The sequence below is a fragment of the Thalassolituus sp. UBA675 genome, from assembly GCF_002297765.1.
Lineage (GTDB): Bacteria > Pseudomonadota > Gammaproteobacteria > Pseudomonadales > Oceanobacteraceae > Thalassolituus.
The window spans coordinates 140002-164670 of sequence record NZ_DBNJ01000012.1; the positions used below are offsets into that span (position 1 = coordinate 140002).

Consider the following 24669-nt stretch of genomic DNA (forward strand, 5'->3'; position numbering starts at 1 on the left):
GTCTTCTATGCCCTCAATTGGCCCTTACACGCTACCGAACCCCGTGGTTCTGGCTCCTATGGCGGGAGTCACCGACCGCCCGTTCCGCCAGCTCTGCAGAGAACTGGGCGCTGGACTGGTTGTGGGTGAAATGGTCTCTGGCAAGCCTGAACTGCGCAATACGCGTAAGTCAAAGCTGCGCCTGGATCATACGGGTGAGCCGGAACCGATTGCAGTTCAGATCGTCGGTGGTGATCCGGAAATCATGGCCAACAGCGCCCGCTTCAATGTTGAGAACGGTGCTCAGATCATCGACATCAATATGGGCTGTCCGGCGAAGAAAGTGTGCAATAAGGCTGCGGGCTCCGCATTACTGCGCGATGAAGCTCTGGTGAAAGATATATTGCAGGCCACGGTAGAAGCCGTCGACGTACCAGTGAGCCTGAAAATCCGCACTGGCTGGAGCCCTGACTCCCGCAATGCGGTACGCATCGCCGAGATTGCCGAAGCCGCAGGCATAGTATCGCTTGCGGTCCACGGACGTACGCGCGCGTGTGGCTACGCCAACACCGTTGAATACGACACCATTCGTGATGTTAAAGCGAGCACCTCGTTACCTGTGTTCGCAAACGGCGATATCACCAATGCCCGCAAGGCCGCCGAAGTCATGCAATACACCGGCGCCGACGGCGTATTGATCGGCCGCGCCGCTCAGGGGCAACCCTGGATTTTCAGAGAAGTCGTTCATTTCCTGAACACCGGCAATGAACTCGCAGCGCCAGACCTGCACGAGGTAGAAACCATCCTCCAGCGTCATCTGGTTTCTCTCTACGATTTTTACGGTGAGTACTTAGGGGTACGCATCGCACGGAAACATGTCAGCTGGTACCTGAAAAGCCAGCCGGGTAACAGTTTCCGGAAAAAGTTTAATCAATTAGACAGTCCCACCGCACAGATGGAATCCATTGCGGAGTATTTCCGGGACCCATCGTTAAGGAAGGAAGCAGCAGCATGAGCTCAGAAGCAATTATCAGACAGGTTGAACCAGTGACAGAACCAGCGAACTCCGAGAACCATTTCACCACCATCGCAGACTCCACACACACGCTGCGTGAGAGCGTAGAGATCGCGCTCAAGAATTATTTTGATGCTATGGACGGCCAGCCAGTATCTGAACTCTACGAAATGGTTCTGGCAGAAGTTGAAGCGCCGCTTCTGGAAACTGTTATGCGTTACACCCGCGACAACCAGACCAAAGCGTCCATCGTGCTGGGCCTCAACCGCGGCACACTGCGTAAGAAACTCAAGCAATACGGCATGCTCTGAGCAGCACCCAATAAAAGGTTTTCAGACGGCTGAGATACTCAGCCGTTTTCACTTCCCGACTAGTTAAGATGACAATGACTGAAATCACACAAATCCGACGCGCCCTTATCAGCGTTTCTGACAAAACCGGAATCGTAGAATTCGCTTACGCACTGACTCAGGCAGGTGTAGAAATCCTGTCAACGGGCGGTACTTACAAACTGCTGGTTGATAACAATATCCCGGCCGTTGAAGTGTCAGACTACACAGAATTTCCTGAAATGATGGACGGCCGTGTAAAAACACTGCATCCAAAAATTCACGGTGGCATTCTTGGTCGTCGCGGTCAGGATGATGAAGTCATGCACGAGCACCACATCAACCCGATTGATCTGGTGGTTGTGAACCTCTACCCGTTTGCAGCGACTGTTGCCCGCCCTGATTGCGACCTGCCCCTGGCGATTGAAAACATCGATATCGGTGGTCCGACCATGGTGCGTTCAGCAGCGAAGAACAACGCCCACGTTGGTATCGTCGTAAACGCCTCTGATTACGATCAGGTACTGCAGGAAATCAATGCTCACCAGGGCCTGACGGCCAAACTGCGTTTCGACCTGGCACTGAAAGCCTTCGAACACACAGCAGCTTATGACGGCATGATTGCAAACTACCTGGGCACCATCGACCAGACAGCTGAAGTACTGAGCGTTGATGAGCGTGACGCCTTCCCGCGTACATTCAACAGCCAGTTCATTAAAACGCAGGACATGCGTTACGGTGAGAACCCACACCAGAAAGCGGCCTTCTATGTAGAAGCCAACCCAGCGGAAGCATCCATCGCTACTGCCAAGCAGATTCAGGGCAAAGAGCTGTCTTACAACAACGTTGCTGACACTGATGCGGCCCTGGAATGCGTTAAGTCATTCACTAAACCCGCCTGTGTCATCGTTAAACACGCGAACCCATGTGGTGTAGCTGTTGTACCTGATGATGAAGGCGGTATCCGCAAAGCCTACGATCTGGCTTACGCAACCGACAGCGAATCAGCTTTCGGTGGCATCATTGCCTTCAACCGTGAACTCGATGGCGAAACGGCACAAGCCATCGTTGATCGTCAGTTTGTTGAAGTCATCATCGCACCAAAAGTCTCTGCCGAAGCTATCGCCGTGGTAGAAGCGAAGAAGAACGTTCGTCTGCTTGAGTGCGGCGAATGGTCTGCGGAACGCGTTGAAGGTTTCGACTACAAGCGCGTAAATGGCGGCCTGCTGGTTCAGGACCGTGATAACGGCATGATCACCAAAGACGACCTGAAAGTCGTGACTAAGCGTGCACCAAGTGAAGCCGAACTCAACGACCTGATTTTCGCCTGGAAAGTCGCTAAGTTCGTTAAATCAAACGCCATCATCTACGCAAAAGACCGTCAGACTGTTGGTGTAGGCGCTGGCCAGATGAGCCGCGTAAACTCTGCACGTATCGCTGCAATTAAAGCAGAGCACGCAGGTCTGCAGGTTGAAGGTGCGGTCATGGCATCTGATGCCTTCTTCCCGTTCCGCGACGGTATCGATAATGCGGCCAAAGCCGGTATTAAAGCGATTATTCAGCCTGGCGGTTCGATCCGTGACGAAGAAGTGATTGCGGCTGCCGACGAGGCAGGCATCGCTATGGTGTTTACAGGAATGCGTCACTTCCGTCACTAATTCGGAGCTACTGCGCTTGGCCTGGCGGTGTTAAAAAGGTTTTCGGGATGCTCATGTAGGTGAACTACACTCCGCTCCCTCAAACCTTTTTGCCTTGCCAGACCTGCGCTCGTGACGCTTCTACACCGTAGATAACGCAAAAGTTAGAGCGGTGCGAAATAAAAATTTTGCGACAACGAATTTAATTCGCTGTCGCGTTGAAAAGAATTGGGCGTTGTAGCCCCGGGAGATGAAAGGTTTCTGAGCAAGGCAAAACCTGAGGAAAAAGCGGAGTGTACTTTAGTACATGAGCATTTTGACGAAGGTTTTAACACCGCTCAGGAGCGTTTCAGACCCGCAATAAGAGAAGTCAGCTATGAAAATTTTGGTTATAGGGGCCGGTGGTCGTGAACATGCTCTGGCCTGGAAGGCGTTACAATCCCCACTGGTTGAGAAAGTATTCGTTGCTCCGGGCAACGCTGGTTCAGCCATCGAAGAAAACATCGAGAACATCGCCATCGACGTATTGGACTTCGATGCGCTCGAAAGCTTCGCTAAAGAAAACGAAGTAGGCCTGACCATTGTTGGCCCAGAAGCTCCGTTAGTCGATGGCGTGGTTGATCAGTTTGAAGCCGCGGGCCTGAAAATCTTTGGCCCTAAAAAAGGTGCTGCGCAGCTGGAAGGTTCCAAAGCCTTCACCAAAGATTTCCTGGCACGCCACCAGATTCCTACGGCGGAATACCAGAACTTCACCGACGTTGAGCCAGCACTGGCTTACCTGCGAGAAAAAGGCGCGCCTATCGTGGTTAAAGCCGACGGGCTTGCTGCGGGTAAAGGCGTGATCGTTGCCGAAACTCTTGAGCAGGCTGAAGAGGCTGTGAAAGACATGCTGTCTGGCAACGCCTTTGGTGATGCAGGCTGCCGTGTTGTAATCGAAGAGTTCCTCGCTGGCGAAGAAGCGTCTTTCATTGTGATGGTCGATGGCAAAAACGTGCTGCCAATGGCCACCAGCCAGGACCACAAACGCGTTGGCGATAAAGATACTGGCCCGAACACCGGTGGTATGGGTGCCTATTCTCCAGCGCCTGTCGTCACACCAGAAATTGATGCCCGCATCATGAAAGAAGTCATCATGCCGACCGTTGAAGGCATGGCCGCTGAAGGCAACGACTACACAGGTTTCCTGTACGCTGGTCTGATGATCGACGAGTCTGGTGCGCCTAAGGTGATCGAATACAATTGCCGTTTCGGTGATCCAGAAACTCAGCCAATCATGCTGCGTATGCAGTCCGATATGGTGGCCCACTGTCTGGCCGCTCTGGAAGGCAAGCTGGATTCAGAAACTGCCAAGTGGGACCCACGTCCTGCACTGGGTGTGGTTCTGGCAGCCGCAGGCTACCCAGCGGACTACCCGAAAGGTGATGTCATCTCTCTACCAGAAAACGACGGCGCAGACCGCAAAGTTTTCCATGCCGGCACTAAGCTGAACGACAAAGGCGAAGTAGTGACAGCTGGCGGTCGCGTACTCTGTGCAACCGCTCTGGGTACTAGCGTCAGCGAAGCTCAGGCACAAGCTTACGAGTTGGTGAAACTGGTCTCATGGGAAGGCATGTTCTGCCGCTCTGATATCGGTTACCGTGCAGTAGCGCGTGAACAAGAGAACGGCTAACGCCGACTACCCAAGCCGGGCCAGCAACGTGCTGGCCCGGTCTTATCGCTAATGCCTGTCTGGCTGGTTAAACGCCACGCTCTATAGTGAGGGATCACTGCAGTAATGACCGCTCAACAATTCTTCCATCGTATTTTCCGGGTTCTGGTTCTGCCGGTCATGTTGTTACTGGTCGCTCTGCGTGCTTATGCGCTTGGCCCAATTATTCTGCCCGAGGGTTCTTTCAGTCAGTCCATTACACCCTATACGTCTTTCTATGAGGACAAATCGGCTTCTCTGACTCTGCCTCAGATACTGGCCAGTGACCGACAACTCAGCTTCACCCCAACGCACACGATATCCCTGAAACGCGGAGTTAACTCCGGAGTCGTCTGGATAAGAATGTCAGTCTTAAATCCATTCGCTCAGGAAATGGACACCATACTGACCCTGTCGAACTCACGAATCGACTCGGTGCGTATCTTCAATATCTCTGACACTGAACGTCCGCTGGAGCTGAATGCACCTCAACCCCAGGGGTCGTTAAGTCAGGCACACGTTTTCAGCCTGAATGTAGAGAGTAAGGCCACAAACAGTTATCTGATCCGCCTCGAAACTGATGCCATAATGGCAACCCGCATCGCCCTCAAAAGCCTGGATCAGTTCAACCTTGTAGAGCGTATCAGTAACCTGTTGACCGGGGCGCTCCTTGGGTTGGTATCTCTGGTTTTACTGTATTTTCTGTTCGCCTTTGCCCGCGGTGATAAAGGTATTCGCGCCGCTGGAGTTCTCGGCTCAACGTCAGTCATGTTCTTTGTGCCCGCCAGTGTAGGCATCAGTTTCGACCTCCCGATCAATGTCTACCTGCCAAACGGTTGTATCGAAACCTACTCAGTAGGTGGAATACTCATCGCCCAATTGCTGGCCCTCTTAAAGCTCAAGTGGCGGCAGGTCTGGATACGCGCACTTATCAAACTGAACATCGCAGCCCAGGTCGGCATTCTGCTCAGCGATGTTGTTACGCCCAGCTATCTGACCGAAACCATGCTGTACACCACCACGACCTTTGCTCAGCTGCTCACCATTTTTGTGACCACGGTATATCGCAGTAAGTATCCGGAGTGTCATGTATATCTGCGCAGTGCGGCCATCGTGATCACTCTGGGGATGGTGATCACACTCATGCACAAAATGAACTTAATCAATATGCCAGTGACCGAGCAGGTGTTGGTGTTTCTGTTACCTCTGGCAGCGGCTGCGGGCCTGTTCTTTTCACAACTGGCCATCAGCGCCAAACACAGCCATCGCGAAATCAGCGGTCAGCCGGGGATTCCGCCTGAGACCATGGGGCAGATCAGCCATGAGCTCAGAACCCCGATCAACGGCGTGATTGGCATGAGCGAGCTGCTCACTGACACGCCGCTATCGATCACACAACGCGACCACCTTGAGACCATCAAGATGGCGGGTACCGATTTGCTGGTACTGGTAAATGAACTTTCAGACCTCGGCAAACTGAAAGCCCGTGAAGTGTTTCTTGATATCAAACCCGTTCGGGTCATCAATCTTCTTAACCGCACACTCGGACACTTCCAGCAGGAAGCCGCGCGTAAACAGGTTGAGTTGATTCTCGACCTGTCTGACAATTTTCCTGAGCGCCTGCTGTGTGACCGCAACCGCCTGCTTTCCGTCTATTACAATCTGCTGTCACGCACTCTGGCATACACCGAGCACGGTGCCCTGACCGTGTATGCCTCTTACTACTGTGGTGAACAAGCACAAGGCCTGCGCCTGCAGCTGCAGATCAGTGGTACGGTCATCAAACAGCAGGAACTCGAGTCTCTGTTCCGCATGCTGCAACCGGGCAACACGAAAGTCGATGGCAACGACCCACACACCTGGAATCTAACGGTTGTCAGGGGTCTTATACGCCACATGCGCGGCACGTTGGATATCGAAAGCCTGAGCAGCCAGGGCGGCTCAGTTACCCTCTTCCTGCCGATGCAGACCGACACCAGTGAAGACCTCTCACAGAAAGAGCAGGACTCCTCTCTGAAGGGCCTGAATGTACTCATCGTTGATGACAACGCTACGCTGCGTTCAGTCATCGAAAAACAGCTGAAACGCTGGGGAGTGAACTCCGACAGCACCTACAGCGGCAAAGAAGCCCTGGCCATGCTGAGGACAGAACACCGCAACGGAACACCTTACGATATCGTTATCATTGATCACGATATGCCGGTGATGTCGGGCCTTCAGCTGGCAGAGCGTATTCACTCAGATGAAGAAATTCGCCGTAAGCCCGCCAACCTGATGCTGACCGGACTCAGCACCAACAGTGTCGAACGCAGTGCCTCCGCCGCCGGTATCGACTATGTGATCGCCAAGCCAGCCAGCGGTAATCGCCTGCGCGAAGCCCTCGCGATCCTTCAGAAACGGCGCACACCGGCCTACTGACCTGCATCATGCAGCTCTACGTTCAATAGGGTAAAATGGTTACCAGATTTCAAGAAGGTGACCTTCATGACCGCCAGAAGACAATTTTCTCTGTTCGATAAACTCATCACCAATGCCGATCAGGCGCTCCGCACACTGGTACCCGGTGCCGCAACTGCCGAGCGCGCTTCACCAGCGCAGAGCCGTGAATACAGTGAACTGTCAGAGCAGGAACGACAGCACGCGGCCGGATTGATGCGCATTAACCATACCGGTGAAGTCTGTGCACAGGCGCTGTATCAGGGTCAGGCCCTGACAGCGAAACTGCCTGAAGTGCGCGAAGCAATGGAAGAAGCGGCCGAAGAAGAAATCGACCACCTGGTCTGGTGTGAAGAACGTATCAAAGATCTTGGCAGCCACACCAGCCGCCTCAACCCTGCGTTCTACGCACTGTCATTCGGCATCGGTGCAATCGCGGGTAAGATCAGCGATAAGGTAAGTCTGGGCTTCGTCGCCGCCACAGAAGAGCAGGTCTGTAGCCATCTGAGCAAACACATGACGTCCCTGCCGACACAAGACGAAAAGAGTAAAGCTGTACTACTACAGATGCTTGAAGACGAAGCGAAACATGCGACAACGGCCATTGAAGCTGGCGGAAAGCGCTTTCCTTTGCCCGTAAAAATGGGAATGACTGCGCTCTCAAAAGTGATGACAAAAGCCACATACCGCATCTGAGCCCCGCCCTCCTGCCCCACTTTGGTTCAGAAGTGGGGCATCTATCGTTCCCCCTTTTATAGAACAAATCGCTGTAAAGAGGTATCTCTTCTGTAAACACTTGTCATATGGCCTACTCTGAAAAGTGGGCCTAATCTGAAAAGAGACAAGCGGGAGACAGATATGCCATCGTTCAACCTCATCAGTAAGATCCGCCGTTTTTATAAACTACCTGAGAATCACCCAGACATTGAGTGGACCAGAACTGAAACCTATCGCAGACGCCTGGAGCAGGTAAAAACAGGCTGGATTATCAGTGGTGTATTTATGTTAGCCGCAGAAAATGTTGCTGCGATTCTTGGCATATTCTTTTTCAGTAGTTTTATGAGCTTCGCATTTCTCGAACGGGACGAAGAATAAGCAACTTTTTTTATACCCGCTCTGCTTAAAGTAAAACAAACCACAAGCTGCAGAGCTCAACACGTCGCAACATCTTGAATCATCAGTATTTTTTCTGCAGTTTTTCCGCTCTCACTCTCCTGTTAAAACTTGTTCATCAAAAATCCCCTGAACTATTCACCGGATCACCGGTCGTAAAATTGACAGTAAAGAGACTGTAACGCCGGGAGAGGCCCTTTTTAACGCCCTCACGCGAAATCAATCTGAAGCCCGAAACAATCCCAAAAGGAGAGTTATTATGGCTAATGCAAACTCAAAATCAGCAAACAATTCAGTCGATAAGCAGGAAGAACTGGCAGCAAGTCGCGAAGCAGTTTCTGAAGCTTATAACAAGCTGATCGACGCCAAAAATCACTTCAAAGTAGCCGCAGAATCAGCAGGTGTAGATGTCAAAAATGACGCCACTGAGCAGCTATTAAAAGGTCGTGATAAAGCCTCTGAACTTGCAGACCAGGCAACCGGCTACATGAAAGAAAAGCCACTGGTGACTGCGGGTATTGCATTTGCTGCAGGCTTCCTTGCTTCGAAAGTGCTCTCAAGTAAATGAGCCCGAAAAGCAATAAAAAGCCAGAGCAGAGCGAACAGGAAGCTCTTGCTCAAGCGCTGACAGAACAACTGTCAGCGCTGTCTGGCCAGACCACAACGGCTGCAAAAGAACTGTCTGAAATATTCAGACTGGAGATGCAGTTAACGGTCGATGATACCCGAAGATTACTCATCACCTGGCTGGCGATTATTCCAGCAATTATTCTGGCATGGGTTTCTTTGGGTGGATTAATTGCCTGGTGTGTTTATGCCCTGTCAGCATCTGTGACCTGGGCAATTTCCAGTTTTACTTTGCTTCAGATTGCGCTCTGCATAACGCTGCTTTCAATGAGAAAACGATTCCGCAACGGTATCGGTTTTCGGCGCACCAAGTCGCATGCACGTCGAATCATACAGGAGGTATCCGGTGAAGCGTCAGACTATGATCAACCGACTCGATCAACTTGATGAACAGCTGACGCTTCGCACAAAAGCGATCGGCGTACTCGCAAAAGACTCTCACGAGACTCTTAAAAAAGTCCCCCCAGTCTGGTTAATAGGCACTGGCGTGGCAGCAGGTGCACTGGTCGGCTTTCTTGGCCCTACCCGTATCTCTGCCCTAAGCATTCAGGGCAGCCGGTTAATTCCGTTTACGCGTGATGCCTTCGCCTTAGGCCAGCAGTTCGGAGCCGGCGAATGAGTCAGCTTCGGCAGATTGCCCTAAAAAATCAGAACGATGAGTCAGAAGATCAGCCCAAAAAGCTGACCTCCATGCAAATGGTAATGTACTGGCTTATCGCATTTGTCGTTTTCTACACGCTGTACATTGCGCAGACACTCTTCCTGCCCGTTGTAGTGGCCGCACTGTTCGCACTGCTACTCAGCCCATTGGTACGAATACTCAAACGCTTCTATATTCCGAGATCATTCTCTGCCTTGCTGTTACTGGCCTCACTCGGTGTACCCTTTACACTGCTCGGAATGCAATTGGTCGAGCCCGCAGAGCGCTGGGCAGAACGTATTCCAGAGCTGTCGACACAGCTGACCACAGAGCTGAATGAAATCAGCGAAAAACTCGCGCTCAGCGAACAGGCGCCTCCACCAAAAGCTGAACCAGAAGAAGACAGCGGCGGATGGTTCGGCTGGTTCAGCAAAGATGAGCCCGAACCGCCGAAACCCGAACCTGAGCCAGACCAGAACGCTGTCTCAGACCGTTTCAAACAAGGCGGTGTTGAGTTAATGATTCAGATACTGGGCGCAACACCGGTCATGCTCACCCAGTTCTTCACCTTTGTGATTCTGGTCGTTTTCATGCTGGTATTCGGGCCGCTACTCTACAGTAACTTTATCAGTGGCTTTACTCAGCAAAGCGACAAGCAGGCGGCAAACTCGCTGCTCGACGAAGTACAACGCGAGCTATCGCGCTACATATTAACAGTGAGTGTCATCAATACCGGCCTTGGTATCGTGACAGGAGCAGCGCTCTGGGCCGCTGGCGTGCAGGATGCCCTGCTGTGGGGGGTGATGGTCGCCCTGCTGAACTTCGCCCCTTACGTGGGCCCGATTGCAGGAATGATGGTGCTGTATCTGGCTGGAATTATTCAGTACGGTGCAAACTGGATGGCGTTCATGCCGCCACTGATCTTTTTTGGTATTAACACCATCGAAGCTCAGTTCATTACGCCTACCGTGCTGGGCCACAATATGAGGCTGAACCCTCTGGTACTCATTCTCTGGCTTATTCTGTGGGGCTGGATGTGGGGTGCTGTAGGCGTCTTAATTGCCGTGCCTTTGCTGGTCTGCCTGAAACTGGCGGCCGCCCGCCTGAACATCTTCTCGAGATGGGTAAAGCTGATCGAAACTCCGGGCTAACGGAAACATAGCTACAAGAACGGCACAGGGGTATAAACAGTGCCGCTCATCCCTTCTATCGGATATCAGCCAGATTCGGGTTATCAGGCCTTTTTAACGAACTTGGCTGTCACCATAATCTCGCCAGCACCGGCAAACTTGCAGTCCAGCTCATGATCCTTGCCTTCAACGATGCGGCGGATGGTCGTCTTAGAACCAATCTTCAGCGGCTGCGATGAACCTTTTACCTTCAGGTCTTTAATCAGAGTGATCTGATCGCCTACTTCCAGCACCTTGCCGTTCGAATCACGAACCACAAACGCATCGTCATCGCTGTTATCTGCTGGATTCCACTCGTGACCGCATTCCGGGCATACCAGGTTCGCCTGATCTTCATACACGTATTCAGACTGACACTTAGGGCATGGAGGCAAAGACATAATGAACACTTCTTATCGATTTTTAAGGAGGCCGGAGTATACCCGAATAGCCCTACAAACGGTATGGGGTCTCAGTCATCATCCTGCATGGGGATGCCGTAAGTACCCGCATTCAGCCCAGCCAGCCGCTCATTGATGGCCGCCTGCTCTGCCGCCGTAACCTCAACAACATCAGCAGGCTGATAGAAGATATGCCTCCCTTGGGCGTCATCGAAGCGAATCTTGCCCAGAATCACACCGCGTTCGCTGATGCAGTCCAGCTCCTGCTGGATAGGGAAAAACAACATACTGAACAGAACCTGAATAACGTAAAGGGGCGGCGATTATAGCTATCGGGGCAACCTCTCTCAATTTGTACAACTTACGTATAAGTTCTGGATTTTATCACCACTTCTCGTACACAATGAGACGACTTAGCTATCTGTCTTAACTCACCGGAGTCATGCATGTTCTCATTCTTGAAAAGTGATCCGACCAAGAAACTCAGAAAACAGCACGCCGCGCTGCTTGAACAAGCCATGCATGCCCAGCGAGGTGGCGATATCCGCACTTACTCTAAGCTATCAACGGAGGCTGAGGATATTTATAAGAAGATTCAGGAGATAGAGGCTGCAGAGAAGCTGTAAGACAGCTACTCGCAGGGTATAGCGAAATCCACATGGTAGTGCTCGTCATGGCGCACCCAAGAGCGCTTTTTCGAAAACTGAATATTGTCTTTAAGATACTGCCCGTACTTAGTATCAAGCAAATTTGGTTGCAGGGCCGGATCAAAGATTACCCGCCATAAACCGTGCCCGTGCGCTTTCGCCTGTTGGTCCAACGCTACTATATGAGCAGCGAGCGCCTCGTAATCAATGTGCATTTCATCGAAATGATCTCTGCCATCGAACTCGATATTGTAGCCAAACTTATTTAAAGGATTCGTTGGCAGGTGAACGGATTTACCATTCCCATCCACGACTGGAGTCATGAAGTCGACAGATAGTCCGTTTCTGTGAGTCTTATGAGGTTTAAACTGACCGCCCTCTTTAAAACCTGTTTCTGCGTACTTATAAACCTTATCAGGTTGCTCTTTTTCCAACTGTACGTAGGCAGACACTACAATATCCCTGACTTCAGAATGAACATAAGTGCGACCAGCCAATCGGGCAATGGAGCTGTAGCCCACATAGTTGCTTCCTTCAGAGGGTAGCTGCACACCTCCAGACAAGCTGCCATTGGCTGTTGTGCCATAGCAGGTGCTCGTTTCGGCGTGTAACATCACAGGGAACGATAAGATGGCGAGTAGTATGTATCTCATAAGCATATTGGGCTTCGTTGACTGTCTTTGGTTTCCGTTTTATCGGGGCAAGATCATTGGTCCAATGCTTGTGCTTGTTATGCGCATGCTGCACTTTAACGTTTTTAATAGGATTTTATTGGTACGAAATCATAAGATCCTTTTTGGACCAATAAATATTCTGATGCGGAGTTTAATCGATTAATTAAGTGGTGCCCATCTAGTGGCTGAATATCAATAAAATTTCCCGGCTTTAAAATATTTGGATCACTACTAGAATCCAGCACAACTTCTATTTCACCACTTAAACATACTATGCTTTCAATAACATTCGAATGATAGTGTGCGGGTGAAATCTCTGCTGCTTTTAAACAGATTCTTGAAACTCTTACTTCATCTGTCTTGATTAAATCAATTTTATTCACTGACTTTTCTCTGACTCATAACGCCGCGTTCAGTTGCGGCCGGAATGGAGTTTGCTTTGTGCTAATGTTTTCTAGCACAAAGCAAGCGGAGTGTAGGGCGTCAATTGCAACGCTTTGTTATGCACTTATTCCTTGCCTTTAATAGGGGTTAATTTAGGCTTTGCCCCTTCAATATCCGAAATCTCTTGGTTTACAAGAGCCAAAAGTCGATTTAAGTAAAGACGATCATCTTGAATTTCAGAAAATTCATCGTCGTCCGAGCATTCATCTTCATTTACCTCAGAAAGGATGCCCTCATAGGCTTGAATAGATGCCCGTATATATGTTAGGTCCTTGTATGAAAAAGCCATATCATACCTTCTGTTTCATGTATTTTTTAAGCTCTTCAAGTTTTTCAATGTACTCAGATAACAGCATATCTCTATCAGGCTCTATTGAGTAGTGAGTATTTCCTTCGCTATCAGAGAACATATCCTTAGCGATAACTAAACCTTCTTCTAGTTTGGCATTCTTAGTTATTACCCACCAGCAATCATTTTTTCCGAGTTTGACCTTGCTGCTCATCCCATCAAAAAGTGAAACCCCGCCGGATTTCGCTAATACGTATAAGTCATCAGTTCCACCTTTTTGGTAGGTAACTATATCATTTTTCTTATCTTGCTCAGTTTTTGTCCTGCTGTTATAAGACTTTTGAGGCCTTGAATCTTCCTTGTATCGAACCTTGCCAATTTGCTCGTCACTCTTTTTTCCTTTCCGAAATACCACGTCGACATCGAATTTATACATATAAATCTGATTCGATCGCTTAGTTCGGTTAAGGTAGTCAATAGCTTCATTTTCAGTGAAGGTTAATATATTGGCTTTCATCATTACTCCTTTAATAGATGGTGATTGCATAACAGCTTATTAGTGTGCGTGCGCATTTATCCTAGGACACTCTTTCGAGGTTTCCTAGGTAGCCTATTGATTGCATTGAAGAATCCTCCATAACTCAAATTTCCCTTCAAGAAAAACGCGCACGTCTTTTACTTCGGCGGTGGCTTACTCAATTACTTCATCCGAAGTTCATAAGTTCTGATTTGATATTGGGTTAAGTTACTACGCTCCCCAAAGACGGGCAAGCGCATCTGCCCTACGTGATGATATTCAGGTGAGCAGGCAACAAAATCGACCAACAAAAAAGGGCCCGAAGGCCCTTTCTGTGAGTCGATAATTTAAGAGGTGCGCAGTGCACACCCTACATCAGAGACTCAGTACTTTCTCACCGCGTGCGATACCAGATACCCCGGTACGTACGGTTTCGAGTACACAGCCAGCACCGATGGATTCGATAAAGGCTTCGAGCTTGTCACTGGTTCCAGTCAGCTGGATGGTGTAAACGCTTGGGCTAACGTCAACAATCTGGCCGCGGAAGATGTCGGCAGTACGTTTGATTTCAGCACGTTGTGCACCAATCGCTTTGACTTTAATCAGCATCAGCTCGCGCTCAATGTGCGGGCCTTCTGACAGGTCAACCAGCTTAACCACTTCTACCAGTTTGTTGAGCTGCTTGGTGATCTGTTCGATCTTGCGCTCGTCGCCGGTGGTGGTCATGGTCATGCGCGACAGGGTTTCGTCTTCTGTTGGCGCGACCGTTAAGGTTTCGATGTTGTAGCCGCGCTGTGCAAACAGACCTACAACGCGGGACAAAGCACCTGGCTCGTTTTCAAGCAGGATTGAAATAATATGTCTCATGATCAGGTACGCTCCGTCTTGCTCAGCCACATATCACGCATGGAGCCGGTTGGCACCTGCATTGGATATACGTGTTCGGTTTCATCAACTGCTACGTCGAGGAATACCAGACGGTCGTTGTACTTGCCGAAGGTGTCTTCAAGCGCTTGTGGCAACTGATCGCGATCGGTCACACGGATACCCACGTGGCCATACGCTTCTACCAGCTTAACGAAGTCAGGCAGTGACTCCATGTAGGAGTGTGAGTGACGACCTTCGTAGTTCATGTCCTGCCACTGGCGAACCATGCCCAGTGAGCCGTTGTTCAGACACAGAATTTTTACCGGAATGCCGTACTGCAGACAGGTCGACAATTCCTGGATGTTCATCTGAATCGAACCTTCACCGGTCACACAGACGACCATGTCATCCGGGAAGTTCATCTTGATGCCCATGGCCGCCGGGAACCCAAAGCCCATAGTGCCCAGACCACCTGAGTTGATCCAACGGTTTGGCTTGTCGAATTTGTAGTACTGTGCAGCGAACATCTGGTGCTGACCTACGTCAGAGGTGATGAAGGCATCACCTTTGGTGGCAGTCCACATGGCCTCGATCACTTCCTGCGGCTTCATCAGCTGGCTGTCGTTTTTCTCGTAACGACCGCCATGACGCTCACGCCATTCGTTGATCTGTTTCCACCAGGTTTCCAGTGCTTCTGCATCGGGTGTTTCGTTGGCTTCGTCGAGCAATGCCATCATTTCGTCCAGAACCGCACCTACCGGGCCAACAATTGGCACGTCAGCGATGATGGTTTTAGAGATTGATGATGGGTCAATATCGACGTGGATGATTTTTGCATCCGGGCAGAACTTGCTGGTCGCATTGGTTACGCGGTCGTCAAAACGCGCACCAATACAGATAACAACGTCTGCGTTGTGCATGGTCATGTTGGCTTCGTAAGAGCCGTGCATGCCCAGCATGCCGATAAAGCGCTCGCCAGTGCCCGGATACGCACCCAGACCCATCAGGGTGTTAGTGCATGGGAAGTTCAGACGATCAACCAGCGCACGCAGTTTGTCGGAGCTGCCATCAATGATGACACCACCACCGGAGTAGATTACCGGACGCTTAGCAGCCAGCAGCAACTCAACGGCCTTTTTAATCTGACCTGAGTGACCACGCTGTGGCGGCGTATAGGAACGCATTTTAATTTTCTTCGGATAGACGTACTCGTAACGCTCGTTTGGCATCGTCATATCTTTCGGAATATCGATCACAACCGGACCAGGGCGACCGGTGTTGGCGATGTAGAAAGCCTTAGCAACGATCTCTGGAATGTCTTCAGGACGACGAACCGCAAAGCTGTGCTTAACGATAGGACGCGATACACCCAGCATATCGGTTTCCTGGAAGGCGTCGTCGCCCACTAAGTGGCTCATTACCTGACCAGAAATAACGACCATAGGGATGGAGTCTGTAAAGGCCGTCGCAATACCCGTAATGGTGTTTGTTGCGCCCGGACCAGAAGTAACCATCACCACGCCCGCTTTACCCGTCGCGCGCGCATAACCATCAGCCATGTGAGCAGCGGCCTGCTCATGACGGACGAGTACGTGCTTCACCGCGCTCTGCTTGTACAGCGAGTCGTAAACGTGAAGCAGCGAACCGCCCGGATAACCATAAACGTATTCAACACCTGCTTCGTGAAGTGCACGAACCAGCATGTCTCCGCCGGAAATTAATTCCACCGTAAAATCCTCTGTTCTTGTGCTCACCGTTGAGCACGAGTTACGTATGTTCGAGTCGGGTCTGCACCAACAACAGCTCAAACGGAACCGTTGGGGCAATCCCTTAAAAGGCTGGATGAGTCACTCTTAGTTCGTCATCAGATACCGGGTGCCTGGTCCAGGAAACCGGGGTCAGGGCCGGACACGGAGGGTAACCGCATCAAAGGCCATGTATGACAATCACCGCGCTCCGGGTGTGTAGCATTGGGTGAGCTGTCATTTATGGCGTTTATTCTATCAGTACTTGATCAATGTGTGAACCACCAAACCCCTGTAAAATCAAGGCTCAGGCCGGTTTTTATCACTGTATTTAATAAGGTTTCAGCAACGGTATTATCCAGTCTGAAAACGGGGCAGGTTTGACGCTTTCCAGATCAGGCTGACCTGACGACCGGTGACACCATCACGACGATATGAAAAATACCCACTTTCGTCTTCGAAAGTGCAGATCCCTCCTCCGTGCACACTGCCAATTCCCGCACGGATGAGCTGCCAACGAGCCAGCTCAAAGAGATCTGCATACCAGCGATCTCCCTCTCCGTTGCGAAAGCAGGTTTCGGGCGCACCGGGAAAGGCAGCTTTAACTTCAGGGCCAACTTCAAAGGCTTCAAATCCGATCGCCGGGCATAAGTAAGCACTTACCTGAGATGCATCAGAGAACTCGTTGAGTGTGTTGAGCAAGACGCCCGATGCCAGGCCGCGCCAACCGGCATGGGCAGCAGCGACCTTGTCGCCGCTCTGATCACAGAACAACACGGGCAGACAGTCGGCCGTCATCACAGCACAGGCGATACCTGCTTCGGTGGTGGCGGCCGCATCGGCTTCTGGGATTACTCTGAGTGAGTCAGCGGTTGCCTGAAATACCTCAACACCGTGCACCTGCTTCAGCCACTGGATGCCTGAAACGCCGGGCAAAGCATCGAGCAGCGTCGCTCGATTAGCGGCCACGGATTCGGGTAAATCACCCACATGATCGCCAAGGTTAAATCCGTTATACGGCGCTAACGAAACGCCGCCGCGCCGACCCGAATAGTATGCGTGAACGCCTTCCGGCAATGGCCATTCGGGTTGGTGCAGGTCGATCATTAATAGTCGTCCTGCAAGGCTTCGTCGTCGGCCAGTGTATTCAGCAGTTCAACAAAATCATCCGGGAGTTCGATTTCCCATTCCATGATTTCTTCGGTACGCGGGTGAATCAGCGTCAGGGCTTTTGCATGAAGTGCCTGTCGTGGAAATTTCGCCAGCATTTCGCGTAACTCTGGGCTGACGCCTTTCTTCAGTCGGGTACGGGCAGCGTACGTGGCATCACCAACGAGAGGATGGCTGATGTGCGACATGTGCACACGAATCTGGTGCGTGCGGCCAGTTTCCAGCTTGCAGCGAATGTAGGTATGCGACGGAAACTTATGCAAAACACGATAGTGAGTGACCGCTTCTTTACCCATGGGGCTAACGGCCATCTTGGTGCGTTGCGTACCGTGACGGCCAATCGGTTCATCGACTGTACCACCCGCCACCATGTGCCCTTGCACTACCGCCTCATACTCACGTCCCATGCTGCGATCCTGCAGTTGAGCGACGAGATGCGTCTGAGCCTGTAATGTTTTGGCAACTACCATCAGGCCGGTGGTGTCTTTATCAAGGCGATGAACAATGCCGGCACGGGGAATATTAATCAGCTCAGGGCAGTGAAAAAGTAAGCCGTTGAGTAAGGTACCGGTACGATTACCTGCGGCAGGATGCACCACGAGGTTGGTCGGTTTGTTCAGTACCAGAATGTCATCATCCTCGTAGACGATATCCAGCGGGATATCTTCTGGCTCCCATTCGCCCTCGGCCTCAAGCTCGGCGGTTAAGGTCAGGGTCTCACCACCAACCACCTTATCGCGCCCCCGGACAGATTTGCCGTTCACCAGCAGCTGGCCATCTTTGATCCATTGCTGCAGGCGCGAGCGTGAGTAATCAGGGAAGAGCTTGGCGGCCACCTGATCAAGGCGTTTGTTGCCCTCTTCATAGGGAACTTCAATGGTGTGGTCTATCTGGTCAGACATAGGAAACCTTTAATGTGCGCGACGGATGATGATGACGCGCAGGTGTGTTCTAATACGGCGTATCGCGAAATTATATAGATGTATGAGAATGCACTCCATAAAGTCCATCCTGTTGGCACTGATCACAGCGTCTTTTCTTTCAGCCGGCCTGAGCGCCTGCTCTTCGAACCCTGAACGTGAAGTACGTACCGAAGCCGAGTACTACGAAGAAGCCCGCGAGGCCATCGACGACGATAACATGCTGATCGCGGAAGACCGCCTGAAGCGACTCGAAAGCGAGTATCCGTTCGGCCAATACGCAGAGCAAGCTCAGCTTGAGCTGATTTACGTCAGCTTCAAGATGTCAGACATGGAAGGTGTTCTGGCCAAATCTGAACGCTTTATCCGTCTTCACCCGCAACACCCGAAAGTTGATTACGCTTACTATATGCGCGGTCTGGCAACCTATGAGCTGGGTTTTGCCTTCGTCGAGCGCTACCTGAGTGATGAAACAGAGTACCGTAACCCGGTGCCCCTGCAGGATTCATTCGCGTATTTCTCTGAGTTGCTGCGCCGCTTCCCTGACAGCGAATACAACGCCGATGCACGTGCCCGCATGGTTTACCTGCGTGAACGTCTGGCCAGCTATCAGATCAACGTCGCTAAGTATTATATGAAGCGTCATGCTTATCTGGCTGCGGCAAACCGCTGTGAAGAAGTTCTGATCCACTACCAGAAGACGCCGTATGTTAAAGACGCGCTGGCGATCATGACTGAGGCTTACCAGCTGCTGGAAATGGACGAGCTGGCTGAGAAGTCACTGGCGCTGTTGAAGCTGAACTATCCGGATCACCCACAACTGGTGGATGGCCAGCTGGAAGAAAGTGGACTGGCAGATGTCGACCGTCGCAGCTTCTGGAACATCATCAGCTTTGGCCTGATCGACTGATCAGCTCCCTGATTTTCACCCTGCCAGCCCTCTGACCCGCCCGGCTGGCAGGAAAAATGAATTTTTTGTTACCCAAACGTGCTGTTTCGCCGATAAATATTGACAGATAGCCGAACCAAGCCCATAGTCCATCTGGCAAGAAAGAAAGTCTCCTGTCTAAATACTCCATCTCGATGTCAGTTAGCTGTAATACCTCGGTTTGTAGTTTCTAAGTTCAGCCTTATTTCATGCTTTATCGTCCTCAGCGTGGCTTTGTGTCATGAGGGACACCACTGAATACAATCCGAAAGGTACAAATTATGTCTGATAAAACAACTGGCACAGTAAAATGGTTCAACGAATCTAAAGGTTTCGGCTTCATCGAGCAGGAATCTGGCCCTGACGTTTTCGCTCACTTCAGCGCGATCACTGGTTCTGGCTTTAAAACTCTGGCTGAAGGCCAGCGTGTTGAGTTCACTGTAACTCAAGGTCAGAAAGGCCCTCAGGCTGAGAACATCGTCGCTCTGTAATCAGAACGTGATGCATAAAAAAGCGCAGTCGGGAAACCGACTGCGCTTTTTTTGGTCTGCATTTCCGTTACTGCGGCGTGCGCACTACCATCAGGCGCAACTCTGTCATATCTTCAAGAGCATAGCGAATGCCCTCCCGGCCAATGCCTGAGTCTTTTACACCGCCGTATGGCATATGGTCGACGCGCCAGCTCGGCACATCACCAATCACGACACCACCGACTTCCAGCTCATCCCAAGCTTTCTGTGCTTTATACAGATCGCGGGTGAAGATACCCGCCTGCAGACCGTAGCGGCTGTCGTTTACTTTATTCAGAACAGCGTCGTAATCATCAAACGGCTCTAAAATAGCCACGGGGCCAAACGCTTCTTCCGCGCTGAGTTCGCAATCCGCTGGTACGTTTTCCAGCAAGGATGCCTGCAGCATATTGCCGTCACGCTCACCACCACACAGTAAGGTCGCACCGCGATCCAGAGCGTCTTTAATCCAGCCATGCAGACGTTCCGCTTCGCCTTCGGAAATCATCGGACCAATAAAGGTTTCCGGATCTTTCGGATCACCACTTTTCAGCGCTTTGGTTTTGGTCAGCAGTTTTTCTTTGAATTTGTCATACACATCGCTGTGCACATACAAGCGCTGAACACCGATGCAGCTCTGACCCGACTGGTAGAAAGCACCGATGATGACACGGGCAACCGCATCATCGAGATCCCAGTCGTTATCGACAACACATGCAGCGTTGCCACCGAGTTCCAGCACGACCGGCTTTTTACCAGCACGGGCTTTCAAAGCCCAGCCAACTTCAGGAGAACCGGTAAAGCTCAGAAGCTTCAGGCGGTCGTCTTCGGTAAGCATATCGGCACTGTCACGGCGACACGGCAGAATAGAAAACGCCCCTTTAGGGAGATCCGTTTCTGCGAGAATTTCACCAATCACCAGAGCGCCAATCGGTGTCATGCTGGCTGGTTTCAATACGAACGGGCAACCCGCCGCAATCGCCGGAGCGACTTTATGTGCAGCCAGGTTCAACGGGAAGTTAAACGGGCTGATAAATGCGCACGGGCCGATAGGCACGCGCTGAGTCATACCACGATAGCCTTTGGCGCGCGGACTGATATCCAATGGCAGAGTCTCGCCCAGCATACGCGGTGTTTCTTCCGCCGCGATTTTAAAGGTGTCGATTAAGCGACCTACTTCGCCTTTCGCATCGTTAATCGGTTTACCGGCTTCAATACACAAGGCTTCGGCCAGTTCGTCAGCGCGCTCGGTAAAGCGTTTCACACAATGCTCAAGAACAGCCTGACGTTCATAAACCGTCATTTTACGCATCGCTTCGGCTGCGCCTTCGGCCGCTGCAATGGCTTCATCCAGAACATCCGGCGTCGCCAGTGGCACTTCGTAAGCGACTTCTCCGCTGTATTTATCGGTAACTTTCAGGTCTGTATTGGCGTATACCGCTTCGCCTGCGAGATAGTAGGGATAGGTCTTACTCATGTCAGATCACCAGTTGCGAGAGTGCATTTCGTATCGGTTCAGGAATTGGGACGGATTTATTGGCCGCGCGTTCCACAAATACGTGAATAAAGTCGCCAAAGGCACAGGCCTGATCTTCGCCTTCTTTGAAGATAGCGACACCATAGGTCACTGAGCTGTTGCCCAGCTTGTTGACTCTCAGGCCAACTTCGATGGCGTCTGGGTAGGCAATCGGGGCAAGGTAATTACAATGTGAATTGACCACGAAACCAACAATCGGCGCATCATGAATATCCAGCCCACCCTCTTCGATTAAATGGCGGTTAACTGCCGAATCAAAATAAGAATAGTAAGTCACGTTGTTAACGTGGCCGTAGATATCGTTATCCATCCAGCGGGTAGTAATAGGGACGAACTTTTTATAGTCACTGCGTGACAGCGGTTTTTCACTGCTCATGGGTCATCCTCTTTTCAAAATTAATAAGCTGCGGTGTAAATAGCCAGCGCATCCGCTTCGGTGACTTCGCGCGGATTATTAATTAGCAAACGTTGCTGCAGCATGGCTTCACTGGCCAGCATAGGAACAGCATCTTCCGGGATGTCACACTCCCGCAGCCTCATTGGCAGGCCGGTCTCTTTGATCCGCTGTTCAAGCCAGGCGATCAGAGTGTTAGTAACGTCCTCATCGCTGCTCCCGGCTGATTTTTCTGAGAAATCAGCTCCCATAATATAGGGCGCTAATTCCGCGTACTGTGCTGCCGCCTGTTTATCCGCTGCGTTAAACCGCATAACTTGCGGCAATACGAGGGAATTACTCAGACCATGCGGAATATGGAAATGACCACCCAGTGGATACGCCAGTGCATGTACTGCCGCCACTGGCGCATTGGCAAATGCCTGACCAGCATACAGCGCACCGAGCAACATATTACTGCGCGCTTCGAGGTTGTGCCCTTCGTTAACAGCAGCCATGAGGTTCGATGACAACAGGCGCAGCCCTTCTTTCGCCAGCATGTCGGACACAGGGTTTTTCTTATGCACAGAGGTGTAGGCTTCAATAGCGTGCACCATGGCATCAATGCCGGTCGCTGCCGTAACGTGCGCTGGCAGGCCTTTGGTCAGCTCGGCATCTAATAAAGCAATGTCGGGCTGTAAAACGGGAGAAACCACGCCCGCCTTAGTCGTTGCACCTGTGGTAACGATAGCGATGGGAGTAACCTCAGAGCCTGTGCCTGCCGTAGTAGGCACCTGCAATAAAGGCAGACGTTTACCACGTGCATTGCCAACACCGTACATATCGCTTAACGGCTGTTTGCACTCTGGGTGAGCCAGTAAGGCCACCAGCTTGGCGACATCCATCGAGCTACCACCGCCAAATCCCACCACATAATCGGCTTTAGCAGCACGCGCCTGATTCGCGGCGTCGATGACCGTGCTGTCAGCCGGGTCGGCTTCAACGTCTTTAAACAGTGTTAACTGAATACCCGATTCTGAAAATGCTGGCAGTACGTCCTCAAGCAAGCCAATACTGATAATGCCCGGGTCAGTTACCAGCATGACGCTACGCGCACCCTGCTCTTCACAGATACTGGCCAGGCGCCGGGCTGAACCCGGCTCATTGATGATGGTGCGTGTCGTTGTAAACGTAAAAGCTGTCATTATTATTCTCTGCTGATTATTTAGTGGCGGACAAACTGCTCTGCTGTCAGGCCAAACAGGTTATCAGCCGACGTTTGTAGTACCTGGCGATGCAATTCTGCACGCGGCAGAATACGCTCAAAATAGAAACGCGATGAGGCCAGTTTCCCTTCATAAAAATCCTGATCGCCCGACTTTTCATCAAGCTTCTTCTGCGCTGTCAGCGCCATACGTAGCCAACCGTAAGCCAGAAGAACATACGATGAGAAATTCAGGAAGTCGGTCGCACAGGCGCCGATTTCTTCCGGATTATTGGCCGCACGCTTGATGATGTCCTGCGCCAGCTTACGCCAGTGAGCATTCATGGAAGTGAGTGCAGCGACTTGCTCACGCAAAGATTCATGCAGATCGTTCGCTTCGCATAAAGCGTCAATTTCGTCCTGCAATTTAGAAAGCTCGGCACCCTGATCGCCCATCACTTTGCGACGCATCAGATCCAATGCCTGAATACCGTTGGTGCCCTCATAAATCTGAGTGATACGACCATCGCGTACCAGTTGCTCCATGCCCCATTCGCGAATAAAGCCATGGCCACCATACACCTGCATGCCCAGGTTAGCGGCTTCTGCGCTCATATCAGTGAGGAAGGATTTCACAACCGGGATCAGCAGCGCAGCGCGCACTGCGGCCTTTTCACGTTCTTCAACGTCAGGATGGTGTTGCTCCATATCCAGATACTGAGCCGCTTCGTACGCAAGAATACGGCAGCCTTCGACCAACGTTTTCTGAGTCAGCAGCATACGGCGTACATCGGGGTGAACAATAATCGGATCGGCCGCTTTCTCTGGTGCTTTCGGACCAGAAAGCGAACGCGACTGTAAACGGTCAATAGCGTATTCGACGGCGCCCTGATACGCCATTTCAGCAACACCCAGACCCTGCAGGCCCACCTGGAAACGTGCATCGTTCATCATGGTAAACATGCACGCCAGACCGCGGTTTTCTGTACCGACAAGCCAGCCTTTAGCGTTATCAAAATTCATCACACAGGTTGCTGCGGCTTTGATGCCCATCTTGTGCTCTATCGAGCCGCATACCGCTGGGTTGCGGCTGCCGTCTTCGAGCACTTTTGGCACAAGGAAGAGCGAAATGCCTTTCACCCCAGGTGGTGCGTCCGGCAGGCGAGCCAGTACAAGATGAACAATATTGTCGGTCATGTCCTGCTCACCACCACTGATAAAAATCTTGGTGCCAGAGATTGCATAACTGCCGTCTGCCTGTGGCTCGGCTTTGGTGCGCAGCAGGGCAAGGTCAGTACCGGCATGAGGTTCGGTCAGACACATGGTGCCGGTCCATTCGCCGGAGACCATTTTCGGAAGATACGTATTTTTAAGCTCGTCGCTGCCATGCATGTTCAGCGCGAACACAGCACCGTCCGTCAGGCCGGTATACACACGGAACGACAGATTGGCGCTCATCATCATTTCCTGAAATGGCGCCGCCATCGATACAGGAAAGCCCTGACCGCCAAACTCTTCACTGCCGGTCATCGAGGCCCAGCCGTTTTCACAGAACTGCTGATACGCCTCTGGGAAACCCTCCGGTGTTTTTACTTCACCATTTTCAAAGTGAATCCCTTCTTCGTCACCACTACGGTTCAGCGGTGCCAGTACGCCCTCATTAAATTTTGCGCCTTCTTCCAGAACGGCATCGACAATTTCTGCCGTCAGATCATCACGACCGAGGCGGGCAAAATGTGAAGTAGCGTCGAGTACTTCGTGCAATACGAAACGCATATCCTGCAAAGGGGCTTTATAGGCTGTCATATCTGT

Annotated in this window: 28 protein-coding genes; 14 read left to right on the top strand and 14 right to left on the bottom strand. The window is 51.3% G+C overall.

The window, feature by feature from the left end; genetic code table 11:
* The first annotated feature begins 7 nt into the window (after window positions 1–7).
* The 11 genes from dusB (at window position 8) to B3007_RS06365 (ending at window position 10614) form a co-directional block, all read left to right on the top strand.
* Window positions 8–994, top strand: coding sequence for a tRNA dihydrouridine synthase DusB (gene dusB, locus B3007_RS06315; protein WP_076515153.1), 987 nt, complete (start codon window positions 8–10; stop codon window positions 992–994).
* Window positions 991–1305 carry a DNA-binding transcriptional regulator Fis gene (gene fis / locus B3007_RS06320; RefSeq protein ID WP_068439928.1) on the top strand — a complete coding sequence of 105 codons (315 nt, stop codon included), beginning with the start codon at window positions 991–993 and terminating at the stop codon, window positions 1303–1305. Before dusB ends, fis begins: the two co-directional genes overlap by 4 nt.
* Before the next feature lie 74 nt (window positions 1306–1379).
* Window positions 1380–2981: a bifunctional phosphoribosylaminoimidazolecarboxamide formyltransferase/IMP cyclohydrolase gene (purH, locus tag B3007_RS06325; RefSeq protein WP_068440107.1), complete on the top strand. Its 1602-nt coding sequence runs from the start codon at window positions 1380–1382 to the stop codon at window positions 2979–2981.
* A gap of 355 nt (window positions 2982–3336) precedes the next feature.
* Window positions 3337–4629 (top strand): phosphoribosylamine--glycine ligase, encoded by a 1293-nt coding sequence (purD, locus tag B3007_RS06330; protein WP_301378020.1) that lies wholly within the window; start codon window positions 3337–3339, stop codon window positions 4627–4629.
* A gap of 105 nt (window positions 4630–4734) precedes the next feature.
* A complete protein-coding gene (locus B3007_RS06335) occupies window positions 4735–7065 on the top strand; it encodes a response regulator (RefSeq protein WP_297533989.1) in 2331 nt (776 codons plus the stop codon).
* A gap of 66 nt (window positions 7066–7131) precedes the next feature.
* Window positions 7132–7779: a 2-polyprenyl-3-methyl-6-methoxy-1,4-benzoquinone monooxygenase gene (gene coq7, locus B3007_RS06340; protein WP_068439699.1), complete on the top strand. Its 648-nt coding sequence runs from the start codon at window positions 7132–7134 to the stop codon at window positions 7777–7779.
* 162 nt (window positions 7780–7941) lie between these two features.
* Window positions 7942–8178 (top strand): hypothetical protein, encoded by a 237-nt coding sequence (locus B3007_RS06345; RefSeq protein WP_068439701.1) that lies wholly within the window; start codon window positions 7942–7944, stop codon window positions 8176–8178.
* A 277-nt stretch (window positions 8179–8455) separates the two neighbouring features.
* Window positions 8456–8764: a hypothetical protein gene (locus tag B3007_RS06350; RefSeq protein ID WP_068439703.1), complete on the top strand. Its 309-nt coding sequence runs from the start codon at window positions 8456–8458 to the stop codon at window positions 8762–8764.
* On the top strand, window positions 8761–9210 hold the full coding sequence (locus B3007_RS06355) for a hypothetical protein (RefSeq protein ID WP_068440098.1): 450 nt from the start codon (window positions 8761–8763) through the stop codon (window positions 9208–9210). The genes B3007_RS06350 and B3007_RS06355 overlap by 4 nt, the downstream gene beginning before the upstream one ends.
* Entirely contained in the window at window positions 9170–9442 is a 273-nt protein-coding gene (locus B3007_RS06360; protein WP_273088076.1) for a hypothetical protein, read from the top strand. Before B3007_RS06355 ends, B3007_RS06360 begins: the two co-directional genes overlap by 41 nt.
* Window positions 9439–10614, top strand: coding sequence for an AI-2E family transporter (locus tag B3007_RS06365; protein ID WP_301378019.1), 1176 nt, complete (start codon window positions 9439–9441; stop codon window positions 10612–10614). The genes B3007_RS06360 and B3007_RS06365 overlap by 4 nt, the downstream gene beginning before the upstream one ends.
* Window positions 10615–10697: 83 nt before the next feature.
* Here the strand turns inward: B3007_RS06365 and B3007_RS06370 are convergent, their stop codons facing one another.
* Complete coding sequence (locus tag B3007_RS06370; RefSeq protein ID WP_301378018.1) at window positions 10698–11033, bottom strand: zinc ribbon domain-containing protein YjdM; 336 nt, start codon at window positions 11031–11033, stop codon at window positions 10698–10700.
* Window positions 11034–11104: 71 nt separating this feature from the next.
* On the bottom strand, window positions 11105–11320 hold the full coding sequence (locus B3007_RS06375) for a hypothetical protein (protein WP_301378017.1): 216 nt from the start codon (window positions 11318–11320) through the stop codon (window positions 11105–11107).
* A gap of 159 nt (window positions 11321–11479) precedes the next feature.
* Between B3007_RS06375 and B3007_RS06380 the strand changes: the two genes are divergently transcribed.
* Complete coding sequence (locus tag B3007_RS06380) at window positions 11480–11659, top strand: DUF6435 family protein (RefSeq protein WP_076515158.1); 180 nt, start codon at window positions 11480–11482, stop codon at window positions 11657–11659.
* Window positions 11660–11664: 5 nt separating this feature from the next.
* Here the strand turns inward: B3007_RS06380 and B3007_RS06385 are convergent, their stop codons facing one another.
* The 8 genes from B3007_RS06385 to rluD form a co-directional block, all read right to left on the bottom strand.
* A complete protein-coding gene (locus tag B3007_RS06385; RefSeq protein ID WP_273088051.1) occupies window positions 11665–12339 on the bottom strand; it encodes a penicillin-insensitive murein endopeptidase in 675 nt (224 codons plus the stop codon).
* A 98-nt stretch (window positions 12340–12437) separates the two neighbouring features.
* On the bottom strand, window positions 12438–12737 hold the full coding sequence (locus tag B3007_RS06390; RefSeq protein ID WP_301378016.1) for a cupin domain-containing protein: 300 nt from the start codon (window positions 12735–12737) through the stop codon (window positions 12438–12440).
* A gap of 125 nt (window positions 12738–12862) precedes the next feature.
* Window positions 12863–13087, bottom strand: a complete 225-nt coding sequence (locus B3007_RS06395; protein ID WP_075273413.1) for a hypothetical protein — start codon at window positions 13085–13087, stop codon at window positions 12863–12865.
* Between the two features lies 1 nt (window position 13088).
* Complete coding sequence (locus tag B3007_RS06400; RefSeq protein WP_297533984.1) at window positions 13089–13604, bottom strand: hypothetical protein; 516 nt, start codon at window positions 13602–13604, stop codon at window positions 13089–13091.
* A 375-nt stretch (window positions 13605–13979) separates the two neighbouring features.
* The gene (gene ilvN, locus B3007_RS06405) at window positions 13980–14471 is read right to left on the bottom strand and encodes an acetolactate synthase small subunit (protein ID WP_297531337.1); all 492 of its coding nucleotides are present in this window, start codon (window positions 14469–14471) and stop codon (window positions 13980–13982) included.
* A gap of 2 nt (window positions 14472–14473) precedes the next feature.
* Entirely contained in the window at window positions 14474–16198 is a 1725-nt protein-coding gene (locus B3007_RS06410; RefSeq protein ID WP_068440079.1) for an acetolactate synthase 3 large subunit, read from the bottom strand.
* Window positions 16199–16570: 372 nt separating this feature from the next.
* On the bottom strand, window positions 16571–17323 hold the full coding sequence (gene pgeF / locus B3007_RS06415) for a peptidoglycan editing factor PgeF (protein WP_297531334.1): 753 nt from the start codon (window positions 17321–17323) through the stop codon (window positions 16571–16573).
* Window positions 17323–18288, bottom strand: coding sequence for a 23S rRNA pseudouridine(1911/1915/1917) synthase RluD (rluD, locus tag B3007_RS06420; protein ID WP_297531332.1), 966 nt, complete (start codon window positions 18286–18288; stop codon window positions 17323–17325). Before rluD ends, pgeF begins: the two co-directional genes overlap by 1 nt.
* Window positions 18289–18376: 88 nt before the next feature.
* On the opposite strand from rluD, the gene B3007_RS06425 reads away from it, so the two are divergent.
* A complete protein-coding gene (locus B3007_RS06425) occupies window positions 18377–19216 on the top strand; it encodes an outer membrane protein assembly factor BamD (RefSeq protein ID WP_139325802.1) in 840 nt (279 codons plus the stop codon).
* A 299-nt stretch (window positions 19217–19515) separates the two neighbouring features.
* On the top strand, window positions 19516–19725 hold the full coding sequence (locus tag B3007_RS06430; RefSeq protein ID WP_068440070.1) for a cold-shock protein: 210 nt from the start codon (window positions 19516–19518) through the stop codon (window positions 19723–19725).
* 67 nt (window positions 19726–19792) lie between these two features.
* Here the strand turns inward: B3007_RS06430 and B3007_RS06435 are convergent, their stop codons facing one another.
* Genes B3007_RS06435 through B3007_RS06450 form a run of 4 tightly spaced genes read right to left on the bottom strand, consistent with a single transcriptional unit; the run spans window position 19793 to window position 24663 of the window.
* Entirely contained in the window at window positions 19793–21220 is a 1428-nt protein-coding gene (locus B3007_RS06435) for an aldehyde dehydrogenase family protein (RefSeq protein WP_301378015.1), read from the bottom strand.
* A gap of 1 nt (window position 21221) precedes the next feature.
* Window positions 21222–21656, bottom strand: a complete 435-nt coding sequence (locus B3007_RS06440) for an acyl-CoA thioesterase (protein ID WP_068440066.1) — start codon at window positions 21654–21656, stop codon at window positions 21222–21224.
* Between the two features lie 20 nt (window positions 21657–21676).
* Entirely contained in the window at window positions 21677–22858 is a 1182-nt protein-coding gene (locus B3007_RS06445; protein WP_301378014.1) for an iron-containing alcohol dehydrogenase, read from the bottom strand.
* 20 nt (window positions 22859–22878) lie between these two features.
* Window positions 22879–24663, bottom strand: a complete 1785-nt coding sequence (locus B3007_RS06450) for an acyl-CoA dehydrogenase C-terminal domain-containing protein (protein WP_301378013.1) — start codon at window positions 24661–24663, stop codon at window positions 22879–22881.
* Window positions 24664–24669: the final 6 nt, after the last annotated feature.

Coding starts and splice junctions, on each gene's coding strand:
- B3007_RS06345 (WP_068439701.1), top strand. CDS start 7,942: ATGCCATCGTTCAACCTCATCAGTAAGATCCGCCGTTTTTATAAACTA.
- pgeF (WP_297531334.1), bottom strand. CDS start 17,323: ATGATCGACCTGCACCAACCCGAATGGCCATTGCCGGAAGGCGTTCAC.
- B3007_RS06425 (WP_139325802.1), top strand. CDS start 18,377: ATGCACTCCATAAAGTCCATCCTGTTGGCACTGATCACAGCGTCTTTT.
- B3007_RS06365 (WP_301378019.1), top strand. CDS start 9,439: ATGAGTCAGCTTCGGCAGATTGCCCTAAAAAATCAGAACGATGAGTCA.
- coq7 (WP_068439699.1), top strand. CDS start 7,132: ATGACCGCCAGAAGACAATTTTCTCTGTTCGATAAACTCATCACCAAT.
- fis (WP_068439928.1), top strand. CDS start 991: ATGAGCTCAGAAGCAATTATCAGACAGGTTGAACCAGTGACAGAACCA.
- B3007_RS06435 (WP_301378015.1), bottom strand. CDS start 21,220: ATGAGTAAGACCTATCCCTACTATCTCGCAGGCGAAGCGGTATACGCC.
- rluD (WP_297531332.1), bottom strand. CDS start 18,288: ATGTCTGACCAGATAGACCACACCATTGAAGTTCCCTATGAAGAGGGC.
- purH (WP_068440107.1), top strand. CDS start 1,380: ATGACTGAAATCACACAAATCCGACGCGCCCTTATCAGCGTTTCTGAC.
- B3007_RS06395 (WP_075273413.1), bottom strand. CDS start 13,087: ATGGCTTTTTCATACAAGGACCTAACATATATACGGGCATCTATTCAA.
- B3007_RS06445 (WP_301378014.1), bottom strand. CDS start 22,858: ATGACAGCTTTTACGTTTACAACGACACGCACCATCATCAATGAGCCG.
- B3007_RS06380 (WP_076515158.1), top strand. CDS start 11,480: ATGTTCTCATTCTTGAAAAGTGATCCGACCAAGAAACTCAGAAAACAG.
- B3007_RS06335 (WP_297533989.1), top strand. CDS start 4,735: ATGACCGCTCAACAATTCTTCCATCGTATTTTCCGGGTTCTGGTTCTG.
- B3007_RS06350 (WP_068439703.1), top strand. CDS start 8,456: ATGGCTAATGCAAACTCAAAATCAGCAAACAATTCAGTCGATAAGCAG.
- B3007_RS06450 (WP_301378013.1), bottom strand. CDS start 24,663: ATGACAGCCTATAAAGCCCCTTTGCAGGATATGCGTTTCGTATTGCAC.
- B3007_RS06370 (WP_301378018.1), bottom strand. CDS start 11,033: ATGTCTTTGCCTCCATGCCCTAAGTGTCAGTCTGAATACGTGTATGAA.
- B3007_RS06440 (WP_068440066.1), bottom strand. CDS start 21,656: ATGAGCAGTGAAAAACCGCTGTCACGCAGTGACTATAAAAAGTTCGTC.
- purD (WP_301378020.1), top strand. CDS start 3,337: ATGAAAATTTTGGTTATAGGGGCCGGTGGTCGTGAACATGCTCTGGCC.
- B3007_RS06400 (WP_297533984.1), bottom strand. CDS start 13,604: ATGAAAGCCAATATATTAACCTTCACTGAAAATGAAGCTATTGACTAC.
- dusB (WP_076515153.1), top strand. CDS start 8: ATGCCCTCAATTGGCCCTTACACGCTACCGAACCCCGTGGTTCTGGCT.
- B3007_RS06375 (WP_301378017.1), bottom strand. CDS start 11,320: ATGTTGTTTTTCCCTATCCAGCAGGAGCTGGACTGCATCAGCGAACGC.
- B3007_RS06430 (WP_068440070.1), top strand. CDS start 19,516: ATGTCTGATAAAACAACTGGCACAGTAAAATGGTTCAACGAATCTAAA.
- B3007_RS06355 (WP_068440098.1), top strand. CDS start 8,761: ATGAGCCCGAAAAGCAATAAAAAGCCAGAGCAGAGCGAACAGGAAGCT.
- B3007_RS06385 (WP_273088051.1), bottom strand. CDS start 12,339: ATGCTTATGAGATACATACTACTCGCCATCTTATCGTTCCCTGTGATG.
- ilvN (WP_297531337.1), bottom strand. CDS start 14,471: ATGAGACATATTATTTCAATCCTGCTTGAAAACGAGCCAGGTGCTTTG.